Origin of the sequence: Confluentibacter flavum, assembly GCF_002843175.1 — a bacterium.
Taxonomy (GTDB): domain Bacteria; phylum Bacteroidota; class Bacteroidia; order Flavobacteriales; family Flavobacteriaceae; genus Confluentibacter; species Confluentibacter flavum.
On sequence record NZ_PJEO01000009.1, the window covers coordinates 58,304 to 79,725 of the forward strand.

Here is a 21,422-nt window from a genome sequence, read left to right on the forward strand (position 1 = left end):
AGATTTCAATGAATGCATTACTTATATTGGCCATTGAAGCAGCCATCAAGGCTGGCGCAGACATCATGAACATCTATTCAGGTGATTTTGACGTGGTTTATAAATCAGATAGTTCGCCGTTAACCTTAGCCGATGCAAACGCCAATGCTGTGATAAACGCCTATCTGGAAAACACCAACATCCCTATCATTAGTGAAGAGAATAAGCAAACCGACTATAGCATCAGAAAGCATTGGGATACCTGTTGGATGGTCGATCCCTTGGACGGAACCAAGGAGTTTGTAAAACGCAACGGTGAGTTTACAGTGAACATCGCCTTAATTAAAGATAACAAACCCATATTGGGCGTCATTTATATACCTGTTACAAATACTTTATATTATGGTGATGTTTTGGAAGGGAAGGCCTATAAAAGTGTGGTGTTGGGTCATAGGTTTTCAAACGAGGATTTATTACAAAACAGCACAGCATTGCATCCAAATACCAACAACACTAATACGCTGGTGGTTGTAGGCAGTAAATCGCATGCCAGTGAAGCTACCGACCGTTACATACAAACCTTAAAAGACCAAGGCAAAGACATCCAACTGGTATCTAAAGGCAGCTCTTTAAAGTTTTGCTTGGTGGCAGAAGGCCAAGCGGATATTTATCCCAGATTTGCACCGACGATGGAGTGGGATACGGCAGCGGGCCATGCCATTTGTAATGCCGTAGGCTTAAAAGTGACACAGGTGGATACCCATGAAGCATTGCAATACAATAAAGAACATTTGTTGAATCCCTTTTTTTTAGTTTGTTAGAGACACTATGGAGCATGTAAATAAACAGGATTACAGTATTAAAAAACAAGATAGAACACAGGTTAATAAACATAAAACGTGTTTAATCTGGTTTACGGGTCTGTCGGGTTCTGGTAAATCTACCATTGCCAATTTATTGGAAAAGGAATTATATAGCCAAAACATCCATACCTATACTTTAGATGGCGATAATTTGCGGAGGGGACTCAATAAAGATTTAAGCTTTACGAAAGAAGACCGTATAGAAAATTTAAGGCGTACTGCCGAAGTCGGGAAATTGTTATTGGATGCCGGTTTGGTGGTTATTGCGGCATTTATAACGCCTTACAATAAAACCAGGGAAGATATCAAAGCCATTATTGGCGAGCCATTTTATATTGAGGTTTTTGTCAATACCCCTTTGGAAGTGTGTGAGCAACGCGATGTTAAAGGGCTTTATAAAAAGGCAAGAGCGGGCGAGATTAAGAACTTTACGGGTATTAGTGCGCCTTTTGAGGTGCCTTTGCATCCCACGATTGAAATTCAAACGGTGAATGAGAGCCCGGAGGAAGCGGTGGCTCGGATTTTGGAGGTTTTGAAGGGGCGGTTGTAACGATCACATGATTGATTTGTCATGCTGTCCCAATGTTTGTCATGCTGAACTAGTTTCAGCATCTCAGTTCAAGTTGGGTGGAGACCCTGAAATAAATTCAGGGTGACAAGTCTGAAGGGGGCTCAGGGGATAAATTCGGGTTTTCAGTTTCTGGATTAAATTGAATGAGATTCCGAAATACTGAAATACTGAAATACTGAAACAAGTTCAGCACAGGCAAGTTCGGAATGACAAAATATGGATGGTTTGTCCTGCTGTCCCAATGTTTGTCATGCTGTCCCGATAGCTATCGGGATGGTTTCAGCATCTCGTTCAAGTTTGGAGTTAGACCCTGAAATAAATTCAGGGTGACAAGTCCGAAGGGCTAAGGGTGACAAGTTCTAGGGGGATAAGGGTGACAAGTCCGAGGGGCTCAGGTGACAAGTCATAGTGGGCTCAGGGAGAAAAGTTTGTTTTCAGCACCTCTAACTAAAACAATACATAATATAAATTCATAAAGCATGAAAAGAGCCTATCACAATTACTGGGTTTACATTCTAACCAACAAACCCAGAGGTACCCTTTACATAGGTGTAACAGGAGGCATTGATGACCGTATGGAACGCCATGTGGCAGGGGAGGGCTCAAAGTTCACCAAAAAGTATAGGCTCAAGCAATTGGTCTATTTTGAAGAGTTTCAGTATATAGATGATGCTATAAAGCGTGAGAAACAGTTAAAGAACTGGCATCGGGAATGGAAAATCAATCTTATTGAAGCAGATAATCCGGAATGGGAAAATTTGTGGGTAGCTTTAGACCCTAAAACAATTGAGGGTGACAAAGCCAAGGTGATTTTATCATGTTTGACCAGATGAACGTAACTCTTGCCTTATAATTCTCAATGTTTGTCATGCTGTCCCGATAGCTATCGGGATGGTTTCAGCATCTCGGTTAATGATGGAGTTAGACCCTGAAATAAATTCAGGGTGACAAGTCGTAGGGGGCTTAGGGGGCAAAAAGATGGTGTTTCTTGGGTTTTTAGTGGATTCCTGCCTGCGCAGGATGACAAATAAGGGTGTTTGTTGTTTAGGTGTTTGTTGTTTAGTTGTCCTGTTGTTCCAACCTTTGTCATGCTGTCCCGATAGCTATCGGGATGGTTTCAGCATCTCGTTTAAGATTTGGATGGATTCCGAAATAAATTCGGAATGACAAAACATCATTGATTTGTTCTGCTGTCCCAATGTTTGTCATGCTGTCCCGATAGCTATCGGGATGGTTTCAGCATCTCAGTTCAATTTGGAGAGACCCTGAAACAAGTTCAGGGTGACAAGTCTGAAGGGATAAGGGTGACAAGTCGGAAGGGATATGGGTGACAAGTCCTAACAAAGTTCAGCACAGGCAAGTTCAATACAGGCAAGTTCAGCACAGGCGAGTTCAGTACAGGCGAGTTTAGGGGGACGAGTTTTAGTTTCAGCATCTAGATAAGGTTGGATGAGACCCTGAAATACTGAAATACTGAAATACTGAAACAATCCCGATAGCTATCGGGACAGCACAGGCAAGTTCAGCACAGGCGAGTTCAGCACAGGCGAGTTCAGCACAGGCTAATTGAGGGAGATAAAGCCAAGGTGATTTTATCATGTTTGTCTAGATGAACGTAACTCTTGCCCTATAATTCTCAATGTTTGTCATGCTGAACTTGTTTCAGCATCTCGGTTAAGTTGGGTGAGACCCTGAAATAAATTAACTTCGTTGAATCTTCGATTTCAGGGTGACAAGTCATAGAGGGCTTAGCGTGACAAGATCGGGTTGGGTGACAAGTTTGGGTTTTAGCATCTCGGGTTTGATTGGAGATAGACCCTGAAACGAGTTCAGGGTGACAAGTCTGAAGGGGTAAGGGTGACAGGTCCTAGGGGGCTTAGGGTAATAAATTTGGGTTTTCAGCATCTAGATAAGGTTGGGTGAGACCCTGAAATACTGAAACCAGTTCAGCACAGGCGAGTTCAGCACAGGCGAGTTCGGAATGACAAAATATGATTGATTTGTCATGCTGAATTTATTTCAGCATCTTGGGTTAGATTGGAGTTAGACCCTGAAATAAATTCAGGGTGACAAGTCCTAACAAAGTTTAGGACAGGCGAGTTCAGGGTGACAAGTCGTAGGGGGCTTAGGGGTCAAAAAGGGGTGTTTGTTGTTGATTTGTTGATTTGTTCTGCTGTTCCAATGTTTGTCATGCTGAATTTATTTCAGCATCTCTGGTTACGTTGGAGTTAGACCCTGAAACGAGTTCAGGGTGACAAGTCCTAAGGGGTATGGGTGACAAGTCCTAACAAAGTTTGTTACAGGCGAGTTCAGGGTGACAAGTCGGAAGGGATATGGGTGACAAGTCTTAGTAAGTTCAGGAGACAAATTTCAAGTTAGGAATACCAAGTACAACCCAAATAACACAAAAATCAGGGAAATATGCCCCAATCATTTTTTTGAAAGCATTTACCTTTCTATATTTACTCTGTATACCAAAGTCATTTAGTAAATTGCGATACAAAGCGTAAACGGCTTTGAAAATCTATGTCATTGGAAACCAAAATTTACCAAAAGGAAAATAATCTAAATTTTTTCAAGCTTTTAAAAGCGAGCTTAAATGATATGTACCGTTCGCGTTTTTTGGCTAGGCAGCTTACGGTTCGCGATATCAGTGCCCAGTACAGACAATCGTATTTAGGTATCATTTGGGCTTTTATCATGCCGCTTACTACGGCTATTGTATGGATTTTTTTAAATGGAACAGGAACGGTTAAACTATCGGATACCGGTGTGCCCTATCCCGTTTATGCCTTTTCGGGTACGCTTGTATGGTCTATTATAGTAGGAGCCATAAATGCGCCGTTAAATGGTACCAAATCGGCCAAAGGCATCATCAGTAAAATAAACTTTCCTAAAGAGGCCCTTATCGTGTCGAGCATCTATAAGCTCTTGTTTGATAGTAGCATTAAAATTATTATTCTTTTGTTTTTTGTGTTCGTTTATGGGGTTGGCTTCCATGCGTCCATGTTGTTGTTTCCGTTTGCCATACTGGGCTTGATATTATTTGGTGTTACTTTAGGCATGTTTATGGCTCCCTTGGGCTTGTTGTATCATGACATTTCAAAACTACTGACCATGGGCTTGGGTTTGGTCATGTATATCACACCCGTTGTGTATGCGGTACCCAAAACAGGATTAATGAAAACGGTGATGGAATGGAATCCGCTAACCGCTTTAATTTTAACCTCGCGAGACTTTGTTGTGGGGGGCAGCCTAGATTATGTAGCCTATTATATTTGGGTTGTATTGGCGTGTATTCCTTTGTGTTTTTTGGCCTTGGTGTTTTATCGCATCTCTATTCCTATTATTGTTGAACGTTCAAATGCGTAATATGGAAGAGAACGAGGTATTGGTAAACGTGGAAGGGGTTTCCAAAAAGTTTTGTAAAGATTTAAAAACCAGCTTGTGGTATGGCGTTAAGGATTTGGTTTCCAATGTTTATGGAAATAAAAATGAGAGAGCGTTACGTAACAAAGAATTCTGGGCGGTAAAAGACGTGAGTTTCCAGTTACGCCGTGGCGAGTGTTTGGGGCTAATAGGGCACAATGGCGCTGGTAAAAGTACCTTACTTAAAATATTAAACGGTTTATTAATGCCCGATGCCGGCAAAGTCACCATCAAGGGGCGCGTTGGGGCACTCATTGAGCTGGGCGCAGGCTTTAACCCCATATTAACAGGGCGTGAAAACATTTATAACAATGGTGCGGTACTGGGTTTTACCAAAAAAGAGATAAATGCCAAAGTAGAAGATATTATTGATTTTGCCGAAATACGTGAGTTTATAGACATGCCCGTGCAAAACTACAGCAGCGGTATGAAAGTACGTTTGGGCTTTGCCGTAGCGGCACAAATGGAACCCGATGTATTGATTATTGATGAGGTGTTGGCGGTAGGCGACCTTGGGTTTATTATGAAATGTTTTAAAACTATTGATAATCTCTTGGATAATACCGCTATTATTTATGTATCTCATAATATGCCAACCGTTTCAAGGTTATGTGATCACGTCATTTTAATGGAAAAAGGGAAAAGTGTTTTTCAAGGGGATGAAGTAGGGAAAGCCATAGATCTATATTATAAAAGTTTTGGTGATAATGACACTCAAGTAATTTATACCAATGGAAGCTTAGAATTATTAAGCGCAAATCTTCTAAACTCTACAAAAAGTATAGATAATATACCTCAAATTAATTGGAAAGAAGATTTGGTATTAAATTTTAAATTTAAATTAAAAGAAAAGATAGAAGTTCCTCTATTTCGTATCCTAATTTATGATAAAGAACAACGACCTTTAGCAATTTTTGACCCCAATTATAATCCAGATTTAATAACCATTAATGAAGGTTATTTAGATTTTAATGTACTTCATGAAGGCTTACAGTTATCAAAAGGAGTTTACTCCATAAATGTAACGGCTTTCAAGAGAAATAGTAATGAACCTATATTGCGAATGAATGGTGTCATAACCTTTCAGATATTACATAAAGAAGATCATTTTCAACCTTTTTTACTTGAATCAACATTCATTCAAAAATAAAAACAATAATGATTAATTGTTTTTTAATGTATATTTTACTATCTGTTGATTCCTAGGATGATTCCAATTCCCAATATATTCTACATTCCATCCATTTAAATCCCCAAATTGTTTGACTTCCTCAATAGTATATTTAAATATGCCATGATCATGAGGTTTATTGGGATTTTTATGTTTTTCTTCTGAAATAAAATAAGTAGCATAGAAAACACCCTCTTTATCGAAATGGTCTTTTAGCTTACTAAAACACTCATTTATTAATTTTGGAGGAAGATGCGTAAACAAAGATTGAGCTATGGCATAATTAGGTGTTTTTGTAAATTTTTCAAACTCAAATTTATTAGAAATTATAAATTCGGGTTCTTTCAATGTCATCCATTTATTATCCAACTCATGAGATAAACCCAATTCAATTAATTTTTTTTCCTTATCTATACCTAAATAATTGCCTTTTTCTAAATATGGAATTAGGTGTACCCCCGCTCTTAAACTCCCGCAAGCAATATCCATAAATTTATCAGAAGGTTTTAATCCCTTTGCTACTAAAAAATCAAATTGTAATTTTCCTATTTCATCCCAAAGCCCACCAACATAAGTTCTATGCCCAACTTTATCAACACCTTTTTTCCCATGTGGAATAGTTGATTTATTTTTTTTATTAAATGAAAATAATTTTTGTAAAAGGTTCATTATAAAAAATTAATTATATAAGCTTAAAGGCTAAAATAATAATATTAATTGGCTATAGGTTAATCCTATTAAATTATATTTGAATTTTTGAAATTTCAATGTAAAATGATTTCCCATAAGCATAAATGTATATTTATCCACATTGCTAAGTGTGCAGGCACATCCATTGAACATGCTTTTGGGGTTGATGTAGAAAATTACAACACAAAAGAGACTAATTTTTTGTTTGGCTGGGACGATACCAATAAATTATATCTACAACATGCCACTCCACAACAATTAATTGATTTAAAATATATTACTGATGACATTTGGAATACCTATTACAAATTTATTGTTTATAGAAATTCATGGGATAGAGCTTATTCTGATTATATATGGATTCAAAATGAAAAAAATGTAAATGATACATTCGGAAATTTTCTAAACAAAGAGGGAAGGTTTAAAAAAATACTTACTGATAATAGTACTAGTCTTTATGCAGGGGACCATCTTTATTTACAAAAAGATTATTTTTTTTTAAATGGTAAAGAGATAACCTACAATACTATCATAGATTTTAAAAATTTAAATATAGGACTTAATAAAGTTGCTCAAGATTTAAAATTGTCTAATAACTTTTTCTCTATTCACTTAAATCAATCTAAAACTAATAGAAAATCACATTATTCTAAATTTTATAATTTTAGAACTAAAAGGTTAGTTTTAAAAAAGTATAAAGCTGATATTAAATATTTTAATTTTGAGTTTGATGATAAAAGGAATTTTTTAGATAAATTAAAATCTTTTTTTATATAAAATATGCAGACTTTTTTTAATACATTAAAGATTCTTAATAAATGTAAAACGATTAATTTATTATGAGAAAATGTACTTTTTGTACCATCATTACAGCAGATTATTTGCCATTTGCAAGAACATTATGGGAATCTTTAATGACCATTGATAAAAACATAGAACTTTATGTTTTAGTTTGCGATTCTAAAACTAGAACCAAGGAGTCGAATCTTATTTTTTTGAATATCGATGATTTAGCAAAGGATTCAAGATGTCAAAGACTTTTAGAAAAGTATGGAATAACTGATGAATTTAGATGGAGTATGAAACCTATTTTGATGTCCTTTCTTTTGAATCAATGTTGTGAAAAGATTATTTATGTAGATTCAGATATTCATTTTTACAATGATTTTACTTTTTTGTTTTCAGAATTAGATGCTTTTAAAATAATTATTACGCCACATTGGAGATCATATGACCCAAAGAAAGATAGTAATAATTTCGAAAAAAACTTCAATGAAGGTCTCTACAACGCCGGTTTTATTGGAGCCAATAAAAACAGTCTAGATTTGTTGGATACATTATTTGAAATGTGTTTTTATAAATGTGAAAAAAATAGAAATCTTTCATTATATGATGACCAAAAATATTTTGACCTCCTCCCGCTTCTAGATGAACATGTAAAAATAATAAGACATAAAGGCTGTAATGTTGCAGAATGGAATATGGTTGAGTGCCCTAGATCCTTAATTAACGGAGAGGTAATCATTTCAGGAAAATACCCAATTATTTTTATACATTTTGTAACTTATACTATCAAAAGAGCCTTAAATGGAGAAGATAGCCTTTTAGAGCCCTATGTAAAAAGCTACAGAGATTTAATCATGAAATATCACCCTAAAAAATTGGACATTATTAAAAACGTTACTTAAATGAATTCATGAAAATCCTTTTCATCACCCATGATGCTTCACGATCAGGAGCGCCTATGATGCTGTTGTTTTTAATGCAATGGCTAAGAAAGCATGTTCCTGATATAAGTTTTGACATGTTATATGTGCATGGTGGGGTTATGGAACCAGAATTTAATGGTTTGTGCGATGAGGTATTTTATATTAAAAATAAAGTTAATAAACCACTTTCTTTAGCTGGACGTATTAAACGTAAATTAGGTTTTGAAACCAAAAAAGTAAGTGTTTATGAACAGTTGGCAAAAAGACCTTACCATGTCATTTATGCCAATACAGGAGTATCTGTCTCTCATGGGGTGAGGATAAAAGAAAAGGGGACAAGTGCTAGACTTATTGCTCATATACACGAGTTGGAGATCATCTTAAAAACATTAGTACCTAATTTTAATGGGCAGGTGAGGGATGTAGACCATTTTATAGCAGTATCGGAACAAGTGAAAGCTAATTTGTTAACTGGATACCAAATTGATCCTAATAAAATTTCGGTGGTTTATGGATGTGCTTTGGAGAAACCAGTGGCAAATAAAACGGATACGGTTACTAAAAAGTCTTCTTTTATTGTTGGAGCAAGCGGATTGTCTTACTGGCGCAAAGGAAATGATGTGTTCTTACAAGTTGCGAGATACTTATTTAAGCATTATCCTGAACTGGATGTAGCGTTTATTTGGGTAGGAAATGAGTTTAGGGATAAACCTGTTATTGATAACGATATAAAAAAAATGGGCTTACAGCATAAGGTGCGATTTGTAGGAGAATTAGAGGATCCTACGGAGACGTTCCGGAGTTTTGATGTGCTTTTATTGCCTTCAAGAGAAGACCCGTTTCCTTTGGTATGTATAGAGTTAGCGCATTTGCGAAAACCTATCATTTGTTTTGAAGGAGCATCAGGAAGTGCAGAGGTTGTAAAACAAGGAGGTGGTAAGGTAGTCCCTTATCTAGATATAGAAGCAATGGCAGAAGCTATTGTTTCTTATTATAACAATGCTGAAAATTTAAAGCAAGATGGCATAAACGCTTCTAATCTATTTAAGGCGTTTACCCCCGAGAATATATGCCCTATATTATTCGAGGTGATAAATGAAACATTAAAGCATTAGCATTTGATAAGAATAATAAAAAAATATATAAAAAACAAAGTAGTTGAAGTTTACGAATCTAGATTCGGTACATTTTTCTTCAAACAAAAGGGCTTTTGCCCATGCTGTGAAAAGGACACCACATTTATCGCTAGAAATTCTTGGTTGCGCGACCACTTTAAATGCAGCAATTGCGGTTGTATTCCGCGAGAGCGTGCATTAATGTTAACCATTAAGAATAAGTATCCTAATTGGAAAGCATTAACAATTCACGAATCGTCACCAGGTACCAGAGGGCATAGTGTCACATTGAGAACTCATGTTAAAAATTATATAGAAACCCAGTTTTTTGTTGATAAACATTTAGGGGATTTTGTCAATGGCATAAGAAATGAAGATTTAGAAGCTCAAACATTTCCAGATGAATCTTTCGATTTGGTAATTACGTCTGATGTTATGGAGCATATTTACGAACCAGAAAAAGCGTTTAAAGAAATACACCGTACCTTGAAGCCTGGAGGGGCACATATTTTTTCTGTACCCATCATAAATAAACATAAACCTACGCAGCGTTGGGCTAAAAAAGGAGTAAATGGCGACCCAGAATTTCTTTTTGAACCCGAATGGCATGGAAACCCTATTGACGATAAAGGTTCTCCAGTGACTTTCCATTGGGGGTACGATATAAAAGATTATATAGAAAAATATACAGGAGCCGATTGCGGAATTATTTATATTGACGATTTAAATTATGGTATTAGAGCAGAATACATTGAAATCATTGTCGCTAAAAAGAAGTTGTTAGATGCCTAAATTAAGACCAATAGCTTTTGTATTGCCACAGTTTCACCCCATTCCTGAAAATGATGAATGGTGGGGCAAGGGTTTTACAGAATGGACTAATGTAAAAAAAGCTAAACCATTGTTTAAAGGCCACTACCAACCTCATGTTCCAACAGATTTAGGGTATTATGATTTGCGTTTACCTGAGGTAAGAGAAGCTCAAGCAAATCTAGCTAAAGAGTATGGTATTCATGGATTTTGTTATTATCATTACTGGTTTAATGGTAAACGATTGTTAAATTACCCAATTGATGAAATACTTCGTTTACAAAAACCCGAAATGCCATTTATGTTATGCTGGGCTAACGAAAATTGGACACGCAGATGGGATGGAAAAGATGATGAAGTTTTAATAAAACAAGACTATTCTTTTGAAGATGATCAAAATCATATGCGCTGGCTATGTGAACATGTGTTTACAGATACACGATATATCACAGTTAATGGTTGTCCTGTATTTATTATTTATAGACACAGCTTATTTCCGAACATAGAGAAAACGTCTCGATTGTGGCGTAAAATAGCTACGGAAGAATTTGGTTATAAAGGTTTGTATTTATGTATCACTGAAAGTTTTCATGAAGCAATAAAACCCGAATCGATTGGATTTGATGCTGCTATAGAGTTTGCTCCACATCAAGTAATGAAAGAAGTTATAAAACCAACACAATTTAATAAATGGCTTTATAGATTAAAGCATAAAAAAAATCAACAATATAGCTTGCGAGATTTTAAATTAGGAGCACAAAAAATAATGCAAAGAGACTTGCCATCTTATAAGTTGTATAGAGGTATAACACCATCTTGGGATAACACAGCAAGAAAGGGAATGCAAGCCTTTGTCGGCATAGGTAGTAATCCCAACGTTTATTATGAATGGTTTAGGCATATTGTAAAAACGTTTAAACCGTTTTCAAGTGAAGAAAATTTTATTTTTATTAATGCCATGAATGAATGGGCTGAAGGTAACCATTTGGAGCCTTGCATCAAATATGGTAGTGCTTATTTAGAGGCTACCAAAAAAGCATTGGAGCAAGATGAATAAGCCATTAGTCTCTATATGTATCCCAACTTTTAATGGAGCTTCTTTTATTGAGGACGCTTTAAAGTCTGCCTTGGCTCAAACTTATAGTAATATAGAAATTGTGGTAAGCGATGATGCATCTAAAGACGCCACATTACAGATTATTGAAAGCTATAAAAAGAAGACTCATATTCCCATTCAAGTGCATCATCATAATCCCAGTGGCATAGGTGCTAACTGGAATCATTGTATCAAACAAGCCAATGGAGATTATATTAAATTTTTATTTCAGGATGATGTTTTAGAGCCGCATTGTGTAGAGAAGATGGTAGCTTTGGCCGAAGGTTCGAAGAATGTAGGTTTGGTCTATTGTAAACGGCAGATTATTTTTGATTCAAATAAAAACTTTGATACGGCTTGGGTGAAAAATTTTAGATCGCTACATCTGGACTGGGAATCGCTTGAGATTAAACAAGGCACATTAGATGGTAAAGTGTATTTAAAAGATAAAAAATTATTAGATAAACCTGAAAACAAAATAGGCGAACCAACAGCTGTATTATTACATAAAAGATGTTTTGACAGGGTGGGTTATTTTAATACTCACTTGAGCCAAGCTTTAGATATAGAATATTGGTACCGTTTAATGCCTTATTTTAAAATTGGTTTTATAGATGAAGAGCTTATTAAATTTAGACTTCATGATGCTCAAGCATCTCAAGTTAATAGAAATATTAAAATAAAAGATAAACGCTTATTACCAAGACTATTATTACAAACCATTTTTTGGAAATTGCATAGTGTCCAGCAAAAAAAATTATTGAAAGAGGTGTTTTATTTTACTGAAATTTCAAGTTTTATGAGAAAGGTAAAAAGAAAATTGAATTTTTAAGGTATGGTAAAAGTATCAGTCATTTTACCCAACTATAATCACGAGCGTTATTTAAAACAACGGTTAGATAGTGTGTTTAACCAAAGTTTTCAGGATTTTGAGGTGATATTATTGGACGATGCTTCTACCGATGGGAGTTTAGAAATTTTGGAGCCTTATAAAAACCACCCCAAAGTCAGCCATTTTATGGTCAACACAACCAATTCGGGCTCGCCTTTTAAGGCGTGGCGACAGGGAATTGAATTGGCCAAAGGCGATTATGTATGGATTGCCGAGAGTGATGATTTTGCGGAACCCCAATTTTTAGAACAAACGGTCGCCGTTTTAGAGAACAGCCCTATGGCAAGTTTGGTGTATACCGATTCCCAAATTGTTGACGGGAATACTACCAAAATGGAATTATGGAGCCAAAAAAAGAACGTATTTTTTAAAACCAGTAGATGGAGCGATGCTTACATGAATGCTGGCAGCGATGAGCTTATACATTATTTACTGTACAAAACTACCATTAACAACGCCAGTGCGGTTTTATTTAGAAACAAATACCTAAAAGCAAAGCCATTTTTAAATACACTGGTTACCTACAAAAATGCAGGTGATATTTTTACCTATATTTACATGTCATTTCAAGGCGATATTGCCTATATTGGTTCTGCCCTCAATAATTTTAGAATGCACAGTGCTAACGTCACCAAAGTAAACATGGAAAGCGGCATCGTTTATCATGAGCTTATGCACATCTATAGTTATGCCCTTGATGGTTTGTTTTTAAATCCCATTATGGTAGATCCCTTAAAAATCCGTAAGGCATGTAAAGCGATACTTGGCACACATGGATTTAGACTGGTAGATAAACAATATTTAACATCCTTAATAGGGTTTATAAAAAAAGGAGTAGCACATGGGTTGTTCACAAAAAAGGAAGGCCTTGTGTTTAGCCTATTATACAGGATGTATGGCTTTAAAATCCCTAAGCTAAAAGGGCTTTTAAAACACTATTTAAAATTCAGGTTGAATCGTGATTAAGCACCTACTTATTTAAAGAACACTAGTAAAAATAAAAGATATCGTATCTATAATTATCCCATATTACAATAGACCTGTCAAATTGCAACGTGCATTGGATGCTGTGTTGAATCAGACCTATCAAGATTTTGAGATCATCTTAATTGATGATTGTTCTGAAAAAACACCGATTATACCTAAAAATAATGCCATAAACTATGTAAGAAACAGCAAAAATGAAGGCCCTGGATACTCCAGAAATGTGGGTTTAAAACTTGCAAAAGGTGACTATGTATGTTTTTTGGACAGTGACGACTATTGGCATCCCAAATTTTTGGAACGCTGTGTTGAAGTTATTGAGCAATCAGGAACAGAGGTAGCTTTTGTATATGTAAAAACGATACATGTTAAAAATGGTGTTGAACTTGGGAAAGCCAACAAAAGTAAAATAAGTGAAAGCACTATATTACCAAACCTATTAATAAGGGGAAGGCCCTGGGATACACCGGCTTGTCTTTGGGATAAACATGTATTGAACAAACATGAAGGCTGGATCAATACCCGTAACTGGGAAGATTATGCCTTTGATATTTGTGCAGCCTTAAATAATAATACTATCATTGCAATAAATGAACACTTGTTATATGTAGACACTGAAGGAGATCATAAATTATCAGAACAAAATAAAAATATTATAGAAACTGAAAAAAGTAAGTCGCTTGCTTTTATATCCCAAACTTTGAAAAATTCAATGTATTTCGATGATGACCTAATAAGAAACCAGGTTACCTTACATTTAATCAATAATACGATTGCTTTATTAATTTTGAATGGAAATAAAAAAAAGTATATTAATGCAAATATTAAAAGTTTAAAGGCTTGGAACTCCCCTATTTTTGTTATTTTGATAAGTGTACTGACTAAACTTCCAGTTAAGATTGGACTCGTTTTATTGCGGAGGATACGAATTAAATTTCAAAACCACAATCATGTTTGATAGGATATTCAACACATCGAAACCAAAAGTGTTTTGCATAGGCTTTGGAAAAACCGGAACCACCACTATACAGCGGGTTTTAAAGGACTTTAATTATAAAATGGGCCATCAAGAAAAAGGGGAGTTGTTGGTGTTTGATTGGTACAAGCGTGATTTTAAAAACATTATCAATTTATGTAAAACAGCCGATGCCTTTCAGGATGTACCGTTTTCTTTGCCCTTTACCTTTATGGCATTGGACCAACAATTTAAACATGCCCAATTTATTTTAACCGAACGGGATACCCCTGAACAATGGTATGATTCATTGACTAAATTTCATTCAAAACTGTGGTCTGATGGTGATAAACCACCAACGGCAAATGAATTAAAAAATGCCAAGTATAGGTATCAAGGCTATGCCTATGACAGTTTTAAATTGCTTTACAATACCTCGGATGATGATCTTTACAATAAAGAACAGCTTATCTCAGTTTATAACGGTCACAATGCGATGGTAAAGGATTATTTTAAAAGTCGACCAGAAAAATTGTTGGTCATTAATGTATCTCAAAAAAATGACTATTTTAGACTTTGTAAATTTTTGAACAAAAGCCCAATTCGTGAAGATTTTCCTTGGGAAAACAAAACTTAACCCTTTTTATGATTCCAGTCACCAAAACCTTTTTGCCACCTCAAGACCAATACCAGGCTATTTTAAAATTGGCTTGGGACTCGGGATGGATCACCAACAGGGGCATTTTGGTAAACGAACTTGAGGCTAAGCTGAAAGACTATTTAAAGGTAAAGCATATCATCGCAACAACAAATGGTACATTACCTTTGCAGATTGCCATAAAAGCATTGAAACTTACAGGTGAGATTATTACCACGCCCTTTAGTTATGTAGCCACCACCAGTAGTATTGTTTGGGAAGGCTGTACCCCGGTTTTTGTGGATATACACCCAGACTATTTAACCATTGATGACACCAAAATAGAGGCTGCTATCACTCCCAAAACTTCGGCCATATTGGCTACCCATGTTTATGGAAACCCTTGTGCCATTGAAGCTATTGATACCATAGCAAAAAAACATAGCTTAAGCGTTATTTATGACGCTGCCCATTGTTTTGGGGTCACTTATAAGGGACAATCTATTTTTAATTATGGAGATGTGAGTACCTGTAGTTTTCATGCCACCAAAGTATTCCATACTGGAGAAGGGGGGGCTATGTTCACCCATGATCGGTCATTGCTTAACACCTTGTTTTATCATCATAATTTTGGACACAAAGGTGAAGAAACATTTCAAGGGATAGGCATCAATGCCAAGATGAGTGAACCACAGGCCGCTATGGGGCTGGCGGTATTGCCTTATATGGATAACTTACTAAAACAACGTCAACAGGTTGTGGATCGATATAACAAAGCCTTTATGTTTACTGGTTTACAAACTTTATCCATTAGGGAAGATGTACAATGGAATTATAGTTACTATCCCATCATTTTTGAGGATGAAGGCCAGTTATTAAAAGTTTTAGAAATACTCCATAAAGCATATATCTACCCAAGGCGTTATTTTTATCCGTCGTTACATACTTTAAACTATGTGGAAAAAAGTGTTTGCCCAATTTCGGAATCGATAGCATCACGGGTTTTGTGTTTGCCTTTGTATCCAGATTTAAAACAGGATGACCAAGAGCGCATTATTAAACTGTTAAAAGAAGCGTTATGAAGGTGGCGATCATGCAACCTTATGTGTTTCCATATCTTGGCTATTTTCAGTTAATCCAAGCCGTGGATACCTTTGTGTTTTATGACGACGTGAATTTTATAAAAAAAGGGTTTATTAACCGAAATTCCATATTGGTCAATGGTAAAGCACACCAATTTACCATTCCCTGTAGTGCCGTAAGCCAGAACAAATTAATAAAGAATGTGCCCTTGCATTTTGATGAAAAATTGCGAGCAAAATTTATAAAGACCTTGCACCAAGCCTACAAAGAAGCTCCGTTTTTTGAAACTATTTTTCCACTTATGGAGCCATTTTTTAACAAGCGTACCTACAATTCCATTTCAGACATGGCCATAGACAGTGTTTTGTTAATGTCAAATTATCTTGGATTGGATAAAAACTGGGTTATAAGTTCACAGACCCATAAGGAATCACAACATTTAAAAAAAGAAAACCGAATTTTGGCCATTGCCAAAAAAGAAAATGCTTCCACCTATATCAATCCTATTGGAGGTATGTCATTATATTCAAAAGCCTTTTTTGAAAACCAAGGGATACACTTATATTTTCTTCAGAGTGAGCCCATAGCTTACAAGCAGTTTAAGAATGAATTTGTACCTTGGTTATCCATACTGGATGTTGTCATGTTCAATTCTAAAGAAGACATACAAACGATGTTGACAACGTATAAATTAATATAGATGCTTGATAATTATCATTATAATTTAGGCCAATTATTTAATAAGATAGCTTTTGATAACCCAAACTTTATCGCCATTAAAGCAATTGACGGGACTTTAACCACTTATAAAGAATTACAAGAACTTTCAAATAAGATTGCTCATTATCTATCCACTTTAAGTATCAAAAAAAACGATGTTGTAGCCATATTGAATAATAAGACTGAACTTTCTTATGCGTTGATGTTGGCATGTTTAAAGATAGGTGCACCTTATACCAATCTAGATCCCAAAAGTCCCATAGAACGATTTCATAGAATGGTTAACATAAGCCAACCCAAGCTTTTGTTATATTTCCAGGATAAAAATTCGGTAATTAACGATTTTGCATCCAAATCGGTCATGTCCATAGACTATTCCAGTGATGGGTTTATTAAAAAAATCAATACAAATAATGATGAGTTTCCCGACTGTAATAAAGAGGTACACGGCAATACCCCTGCTTACATTATGTTTACGTCTGGGTCAACCGGGTTTCCCAAAGGGGTGGTTATTTCACATCTACAAGTTTTAAATTTTATCAATTGGTCCAAAACAACCTATCAAACAACAACCAAAGATGTCTTTACCAATATTAACCCGATGCATTTTGACAATTCGGTTTTCGATTTTTATGCCTCTTTTTTTACGGGAGCCTCTATTATTCCGGTTCATGAATATTTAAGCCGTAATCCAAGAAAATTACTGGATGCCTTAAACGAGGCAGAACCAACCATTTGGTTCAGTGTCCCTTCCATGCTGGTTTATATGTTGAATATGCGGGCCTTAAAGTCCACCGATTTGCCAACTTTACGCATCGTTACTTTTGGGGGGGAAGGATTTCCTAAAAACCATCTTCGTGTACTATGGAAGTATTGGAGTGATCGTATTCGTTTTGTAAATGTTTATGGGCCTACCGAATGTACTTGTATTTGCTCGTCTTATGACGTTTCTAACAAAGATATGGAAGTGGATGATTTATTGCCATTAGGGCATTTGGCTTCTGGTTTTTATGGATTGGTGATTAATGAACAGCATGAAGAGGTGCCATTAGGAGAGACCGGAGAACTTTGCATTGGAGGGCCAAATGTTGGTATAGGGTATTACCGGGATTTAGAGAAAACCAAAGCTGTGTTTATTGACAATCCAGTAAATAAAACCCATCAGGAACAAGTTTATTTAAGCGGTGATTTAGTAAAACAGGATTTAAATAGCAAGATTTTCTTGTTTTGTGGAAGAAAAGATAACCAGATAAAACGTATGGGGTATCGGATTGAATTGGAAGAGATTGAGAACGCTTTTAACAGTATTGATTTTATAAAGGAAAGTGCCGTGGTATATGTTGATAATGGTCGGTATGCATCAAAATTAATTGCCTGTTTAACATCCGACCTTAAAGATGAAGCTAAAATTACTGAAGTATTAAAAAAGTACTTACCTTCGTATATGTTACCTGATTTGTATTTTTACTTTGATGATTTACCAAAAAATCAAAACGGAAAAATCGATCGATTGCACTTGAAAAAAGATCTTAACTCATGAGTAAACCATTAATTATATTTGGCGCTGGTAAAATTTCCCAGGCAATAAGTTATTATTTTGAAAGAGATTCAGAATATGACATTATAGCCTATGTGGTTGACGATGCCTTTGTAAAAAATGCTGATTTTTTAGAAAAACCACTTATAGCATTATCAGAGGTTGAAACCCGCTTTCCGGCAAATAAATATTCTGTTTTTGTTGCTGTTGGGTATCAGGGCATCAATCAATTACGAGCGTCTAAATACAATCATTTTAAAGCATTGGGTTATACGTTTGCCACGTACGTTAGTCCTTACGTAAAAGGAAATTTTACACTTGGTGGAAATTCGATTATCATGGATCAAGTTGCTTTACAGCCCTGTGCTAAATTAGGAAACAATGTAATTGTATGGGGAGGCACTATGGTAGGGCATCATGCTATTATAGAAGACCATTGCTGGTTGACAGGTGGTTGTTTAATTGGAGGCGTTACAACATTGGGCAAAGGCACTTTTGTGGGTTTAGGAGCTACTATTGGGAATGAAATTACTATTGGTGAGCAATGCATGGTAGGAGCATCGGTTTTGATTACCAAAAGCATTCCAGATAAGACAGTCCTTATTGCGCCATCAACGGAATCCCATCGTTTAAATTCTGATCAATTCACTAAAATGTCTTCTTGTTTCAGAGTACAATCTTTATAAGTCATTATGGAAAAAATCAATCATATTTTAGCAGATACTTTAAAAATACCTTTTGAACGCACCAAAGAAAACTTAGGGATGGATGATGTAGATCATTGGGATTCGTTATCGCATATGAATTTGATTGTTGCTATTGAAGATGCTTTTGGGATAGAACTCTCTGGTGATGATATTGCAGAAATGACCACATTTAATGCCATAAGAACCACTATTTCAAAATATATATAACCTATGGAATTGCGTCAAGCCCACATTATTATAACCGGAGCAGGATCCGGTTTTGGAAAAGCTATGGCCTTATATTTTTCATCAAAAGGAGCCTCTGTTTTCGCTTTAGATATTAATGGAACCTCTCTATCAAAACTAAAAAAGGAAGACAAAACGGTTCATACCTATACATGTGATGTTTCAAATAATGGTGATGTTGAAGAGGTTGTTGATACGCTATTTCAAAATCACAGTGGCATAAATGTACTGATAAATAATGCCGGTATTATGAAAAACGCCCCATTGGTAAATGTTTTAAACAGGCCAGATGGCAGACATTCCATGGCATTATGGGATGAGGTTATTCAGGTCAACCAGAATGGCGTTTTTTATATGGCACGTTCGTTTATTAACAACATGATAAAAAAAAGGAACAAAGGGGTTGTTATTAATATGAGTTCTATAGCTGCAACAGGCAATGCGGGACAAACAGCCTATTCAGCATCAAAAGCTGCTGTTGAGGCGATGACTAAAGTATGGGCCAAAGAGTTGGGTGTTTTTGGCATACGTTCTGTAGCCATTGCTCCAGGGTTTATGAATACCATGGGCACCCATGAGGCTTTAGAAAAAACCATGCTTGATAAATGGGTTAGCAAAACCCCTTTAAATCGAACAGGCGCCATTGAGGAGGTTATATTAGCGGCTCAATTTGCGATTGAAAACGACTTTTATAATGGTGAAGTGCTAGGTTTAAATGGTGGTTTAGTACTATAATATTATGGACTTTGTTATTAAAACAGAACGATTAGTATTAAGGCCACCACTAGAAAGTGATGCCAAAGAATTATTTGAGTTAATGGCAGATGATAAACTGACCCAATTTTTAACATGGGAACCACATACTACTTTGGGAACTACTTTAGGAGTGATTCAAAGTTTAATTGGAGCCCAACAAGATGGTAAAGGTTACCATTGGTGCGTATGTTTAGAAAATCATATCGTTGGCTTGGTTTCTTTGATTGATGTAAAAAGAAACATAAGGACCTGGGTATTGAATAGAGCAGAACTATCTTACTGGATCGGTTCTAATTACCAAGGAAGAGGTTTTGCAACAGAGGCATCCAAAGAAGTTGTAAAGTTCGGGTTTGATACCCTTGATTTCCATAAAATTATAATTGCTCATGCTGTTGAAAACATAGCATCCCAACGTATATGCCATAAATTGGGTTTTGTACCATATGCACATGAACACGACGCTTTTTTTAAAACAAATAAATGGTATGATCTTATTTGGTATGAACATATAAATAATACTGATAATGGAGTGGATTAAAAAGGGTAAAATTTATAATGTGAACAACCATTCGGAATGGATGCAAGACTATGCCCAAGTGCCTACACCAGTAAAATTTGATAGCTATTATCGTATTTATTTTACAACTAGGCACCAGCCAAAAAAGGATGCACTTCCAATAAGTTCTATTGCCTATATTGATGTAGATAGGAATGATTTAAAGCACATATTACGTATAAGTAACACCCCTGTTTTACAACTTGGTAAGTTGGGGGCTTTCGATGAATTTGGACAAATGCCTGCCGATATTATTAAGATAGATGAAACTACCCATTATATGTATTATACGGGCTGGTCCAGAAGTGCATCGGTACCCTATGTAACGCGTATAGGACTTGCAATAAGCAAAGATAATTGTAAGTCGTTTCAAAAACTATTTGATGGTCCAATATTAGGTTTGAATAAGTATGACCCTATTTTGGTGAATGGGCCTTCGGTGATAAAGAAGGATGATATATATTATATGTTTTATTCGTCTGCCACCAAATGGATAGAGCATCATGGTAAAAAAGAAGTTTTTTATTATATAAAAAGAGCAATCTCTAAAAACGGAATCGATTGGGAGACAAACCATGATTTATGTATTGATACATTGATAGATAATGAAGTTCAGAACGCTCCAAGAGTCTCAAAAGTTGGAGACATCTATTATATGTGGTTTTGTTACAGAAAAGGTGTAGAATTTAGAGGCAAACCGGATAATGGATATCAATTGGGGTTGTCAATATCCAGAGATTTAGAACATTGGGAGCGAATTTCCGTAAGTTCTCTTGGGATTTCCAAAAGTGATTTTGGATGGGACAGTATGATGATGTGTTACCCTTATATGATTAAAGATCTTGAAAAATTACTGTTATTTTATAATGGCAACTACTTTGGAAAAGAAGGGTTTGGTTACGCTGAATTGAATATAAAATCGTTAATATCATAATGG

24 protein-coding genes are annotated in these 21,422 nt (G+C 35.8%); 22 read left to right on the forward strand and 2 right to left on the reverse strand.

Going from position 1 to position 21,422, the window contains the following annotated elements; all coding sequences use genetic code 11:
• Positions 1-8: 8 nt before the first annotated feature.
• From cysQ to CSW08_RS01525, 3 genes are all read left to right on the forward strand, one after another.
• Entirely contained in the window at positions 9-800 is a 792-nt protein-coding gene (gene cysQ, locus CSW08_RS01515; protein WP_106658145.1) for a 3'(2'),5'-bisphosphate nucleotidase CysQ, read from the forward strand.
• A 7-nt stretch (positions 801-807) separates the two neighbouring features.
• Positions 808-1,392 carry an adenylyl-sulfate kinase gene (cysC, locus tag CSW08_RS01520; protein WP_106658146.1) on the forward strand — a complete coding sequence of 195 codons (585 nt, stop codon included), beginning with the start codon at positions 808-810 and terminating at the stop codon, positions 1,390-1,392.
• Between the two features lie 500 nt (positions 1,393-1,892).
• The gene (locus tag CSW08_RS01525; RefSeq protein ID WP_106658147.1) at positions 1,893-2,246 is read left to right on the forward strand and encodes a GIY-YIG nuclease family protein; all 354 of its coding nucleotides are present in this window, start codon (positions 1,893-1,895) and stop codon (positions 2,244-2,246) included.
• A gap of 253 nt (positions 2,247-2,499) precedes the next feature.
• Here the strand turns inward: CSW08_RS01525 and CSW08_RS18410 are convergent, their stop codons facing one another.
• Positions 2,500-2,622, reverse strand: coding sequence for a hypothetical protein (locus CSW08_RS18410; RefSeq protein ID WP_262496525.1), 123 nt, complete (start codon positions 2,620-2,622; stop codon positions 2,500-2,502).
• Positions 2,623-3,945: 1,323 nt separating this feature from the next.
• Here CSW08_RS18410 and CSW08_RS01530 point away from each other — a divergent pair.
• Together CSW08_RS01530 and CSW08_RS01535 are read left to right on the forward strand one after the other, a co-directional pair.
• Positions 3,946-4,785, forward strand: a complete 840-nt coding sequence (locus CSW08_RS01530; RefSeq protein ID WP_157831410.1) for an ABC transporter permease — start codon at positions 3,946-3,948, stop codon at positions 4,783-4,785.
• Position 4,786: 1 nt separating this feature from the next.
• The gene (locus CSW08_RS01535) at positions 4,787-5,992 is read left to right on the forward strand and encodes an ABC transporter ATP-binding protein (RefSeq protein ID WP_106658149.1); all 1,206 of its coding nucleotides are present in this window, start codon (positions 4,787-4,789) and stop codon (positions 5,990-5,992) included.
• Between the two features lie 12 nt (positions 5,993-6,004).
• Here CSW08_RS01535 and CSW08_RS01540 read toward each other — a convergent pair whose 3' ends face one another.
• Positions 6,005-6,682 carry a hypothetical protein gene (locus tag CSW08_RS01540; protein ID WP_106658150.1) on the reverse strand — a complete coding sequence of 226 codons (678 nt, stop codon included), beginning with the start codon at positions 6,680-6,682 and terminating at the stop codon, positions 6,005-6,007.
• A 105-nt stretch (positions 6,683-6,787) separates the two neighbouring features.
• On the opposite strand from CSW08_RS01540, the gene CSW08_RS01545 reads away from it, so the two are divergent.
• The 17 genes from CSW08_RS01545 to CSW08_RS01625 all read left to right on the forward strand — a co-directional run bounded on the left by CSW08_RS01545 (position 6,788) and on the right by CSW08_RS01625 (position 21,419).
• Positions 6,788-7,480 carry a sulfotransferase family 2 domain-containing protein gene (locus CSW08_RS01545; RefSeq protein WP_106658151.1) on the forward strand — a complete coding sequence of 231 codons (693 nt, stop codon included), beginning with the start codon at positions 6,788-6,790 and terminating at the stop codon, positions 7,478-7,480.
• Positions 7,481-7,542: 62 nt separating this feature from the next.
• The gene (locus CSW08_RS01550) at positions 7,543-8,391 is read left to right on the forward strand and encodes a hypothetical protein (protein ID WP_106658152.1); all 849 of its coding nucleotides are present in this window, start codon (positions 7,543-7,545) and stop codon (positions 8,389-8,391) included.
• An 8-nt stretch (positions 8,392-8,399) separates the two neighbouring features.
• Complete coding sequence (locus CSW08_RS01555) at positions 8,400-9,527, forward strand: glycosyltransferase family 4 protein (RefSeq protein ID WP_106658153.1); 1,128 nt, start codon at positions 8,400-8,402, stop codon at positions 9,525-9,527.
• Positions 9,528-9,530: 3 nt separating this feature from the next.
• Entirely contained in the window at positions 9,531-10,319 is a 789-nt protein-coding gene (locus CSW08_RS01560) for a class I SAM-dependent methyltransferase (RefSeq protein ID WP_203226831.1), read from the forward strand.
• On the forward strand, positions 10,312-11,394 hold the full coding sequence (locus tag CSW08_RS01565) for a glycoside hydrolase family 99-like domain-containing protein (RefSeq protein WP_106658154.1): 1,083 nt from the start codon (positions 10,312-10,314) through the stop codon (positions 11,392-11,394). The genes CSW08_RS01560 and CSW08_RS01565 overlap by 8 nt, the downstream gene beginning before the upstream one ends.
• Positions 11,387-12,265, forward strand: coding sequence for a glycosyltransferase family 2 protein (locus CSW08_RS01570; protein ID WP_106658155.1), 879 nt, complete (start codon positions 11,387-11,389; stop codon positions 12,263-12,265). Before CSW08_RS01565 ends, CSW08_RS01570 begins: the two co-directional genes overlap by 8 nt.
• A 3-nt stretch (positions 12,266-12,268) precedes the next feature.
• Positions 12,269-13,291, forward strand: a complete 1,023-nt coding sequence (locus tag CSW08_RS01575; RefSeq protein ID WP_106658156.1) for a glycosyltransferase family 2 protein — start codon at positions 12,269-12,271, stop codon at positions 13,289-13,291.
• A gap of 55 nt (positions 13,292-13,346) precedes the next feature.
• Complete coding sequence (locus CSW08_RS01580) at positions 13,347-14,267, forward strand: glycosyltransferase family 2 protein (protein WP_262496528.1); 921 nt, start codon at positions 13,347-13,349, stop codon at positions 14,265-14,267.
• Positions 14,260-14,901: a sulfotransferase gene (locus CSW08_RS01585; protein WP_106658158.1), complete on the forward strand. Its 642-nt coding sequence runs from the start codon at positions 14,260-14,262 to the stop codon at positions 14,899-14,901. The genes CSW08_RS01580 and CSW08_RS01585 overlap by 8 nt, the downstream gene beginning before the upstream one ends.
• Before the next feature lie 8 nt (positions 14,902-14,909).
• The gene (locus CSW08_RS01590; RefSeq protein WP_106658190.1) at positions 14,910-15,983 is read left to right on the forward strand and encodes a DegT/DnrJ/EryC1/StrS family aminotransferase; all 1,074 of its coding nucleotides are present in this window, start codon (positions 14,910-14,912) and stop codon (positions 15,981-15,983) included.
• Positions 15,980-16,684: a WbqC family protein gene (locus CSW08_RS01595; protein WP_106658159.1), complete on the forward strand. Its 705-nt coding sequence runs from the start codon at positions 15,980-15,982 to the stop codon at positions 16,682-16,684. The genes CSW08_RS01590 and CSW08_RS01595 overlap by 4 nt, the downstream gene beginning before the upstream one ends.
• Positions 16,685-18,244 (forward strand): amino acid adenylation domain-containing protein, encoded by a 1,560-nt coding sequence (locus CSW08_RS01600; RefSeq protein WP_106658160.1) that lies wholly within the window; start codon positions 16,685-16,687, stop codon positions 18,242-18,244.
• Positions 18,241-18,927, forward strand: a complete 687-nt coding sequence (locus CSW08_RS01605; protein WP_106658161.1) for an acetyltransferase — start codon at positions 18,241-18,243, stop codon at positions 18,925-18,927. The genes CSW08_RS01600 and CSW08_RS01605 overlap by 4 nt, the downstream gene beginning before the upstream one ends.
• 6 nt (positions 18,928-18,933) lie before the next feature.
• Positions 18,934-19,155, forward strand: a complete 222-nt coding sequence (locus CSW08_RS01610) for an acyl carrier protein (protein ID WP_106658162.1) — start codon at positions 18,934-18,936, stop codon at positions 19,153-19,155.
• Between the two features lie 3 nt (positions 19,156-19,158).
• On the forward strand, positions 19,159-19,908 hold the full coding sequence (locus tag CSW08_RS01615; RefSeq protein WP_106658163.1) for an SDR family NAD(P)-dependent oxidoreductase: 750 nt from the start codon (positions 19,159-19,161) through the stop codon (positions 19,906-19,908).
• Positions 19,909-19,912: 4 nt separating this feature from the next.
• Positions 19,913-20,467 carry a GNAT family N-acetyltransferase gene (locus CSW08_RS01620; RefSeq protein ID WP_106658164.1) on the forward strand — a complete coding sequence of 185 codons (555 nt, stop codon included), beginning with the start codon at positions 19,913-19,915 and terminating at the stop codon, positions 20,465-20,467.
• A complete protein-coding gene (locus CSW08_RS01625; protein ID WP_106658165.1) occupies positions 20,454-21,419 on the forward strand; it encodes a glycoside hydrolase family protein in 966 nt (321 codons plus the stop codon). Before CSW08_RS01620 ends, CSW08_RS01625 begins: the two co-directional genes overlap by 14 nt.
• Positions 21,420-21,422: the final 3 nt, after the last annotated feature.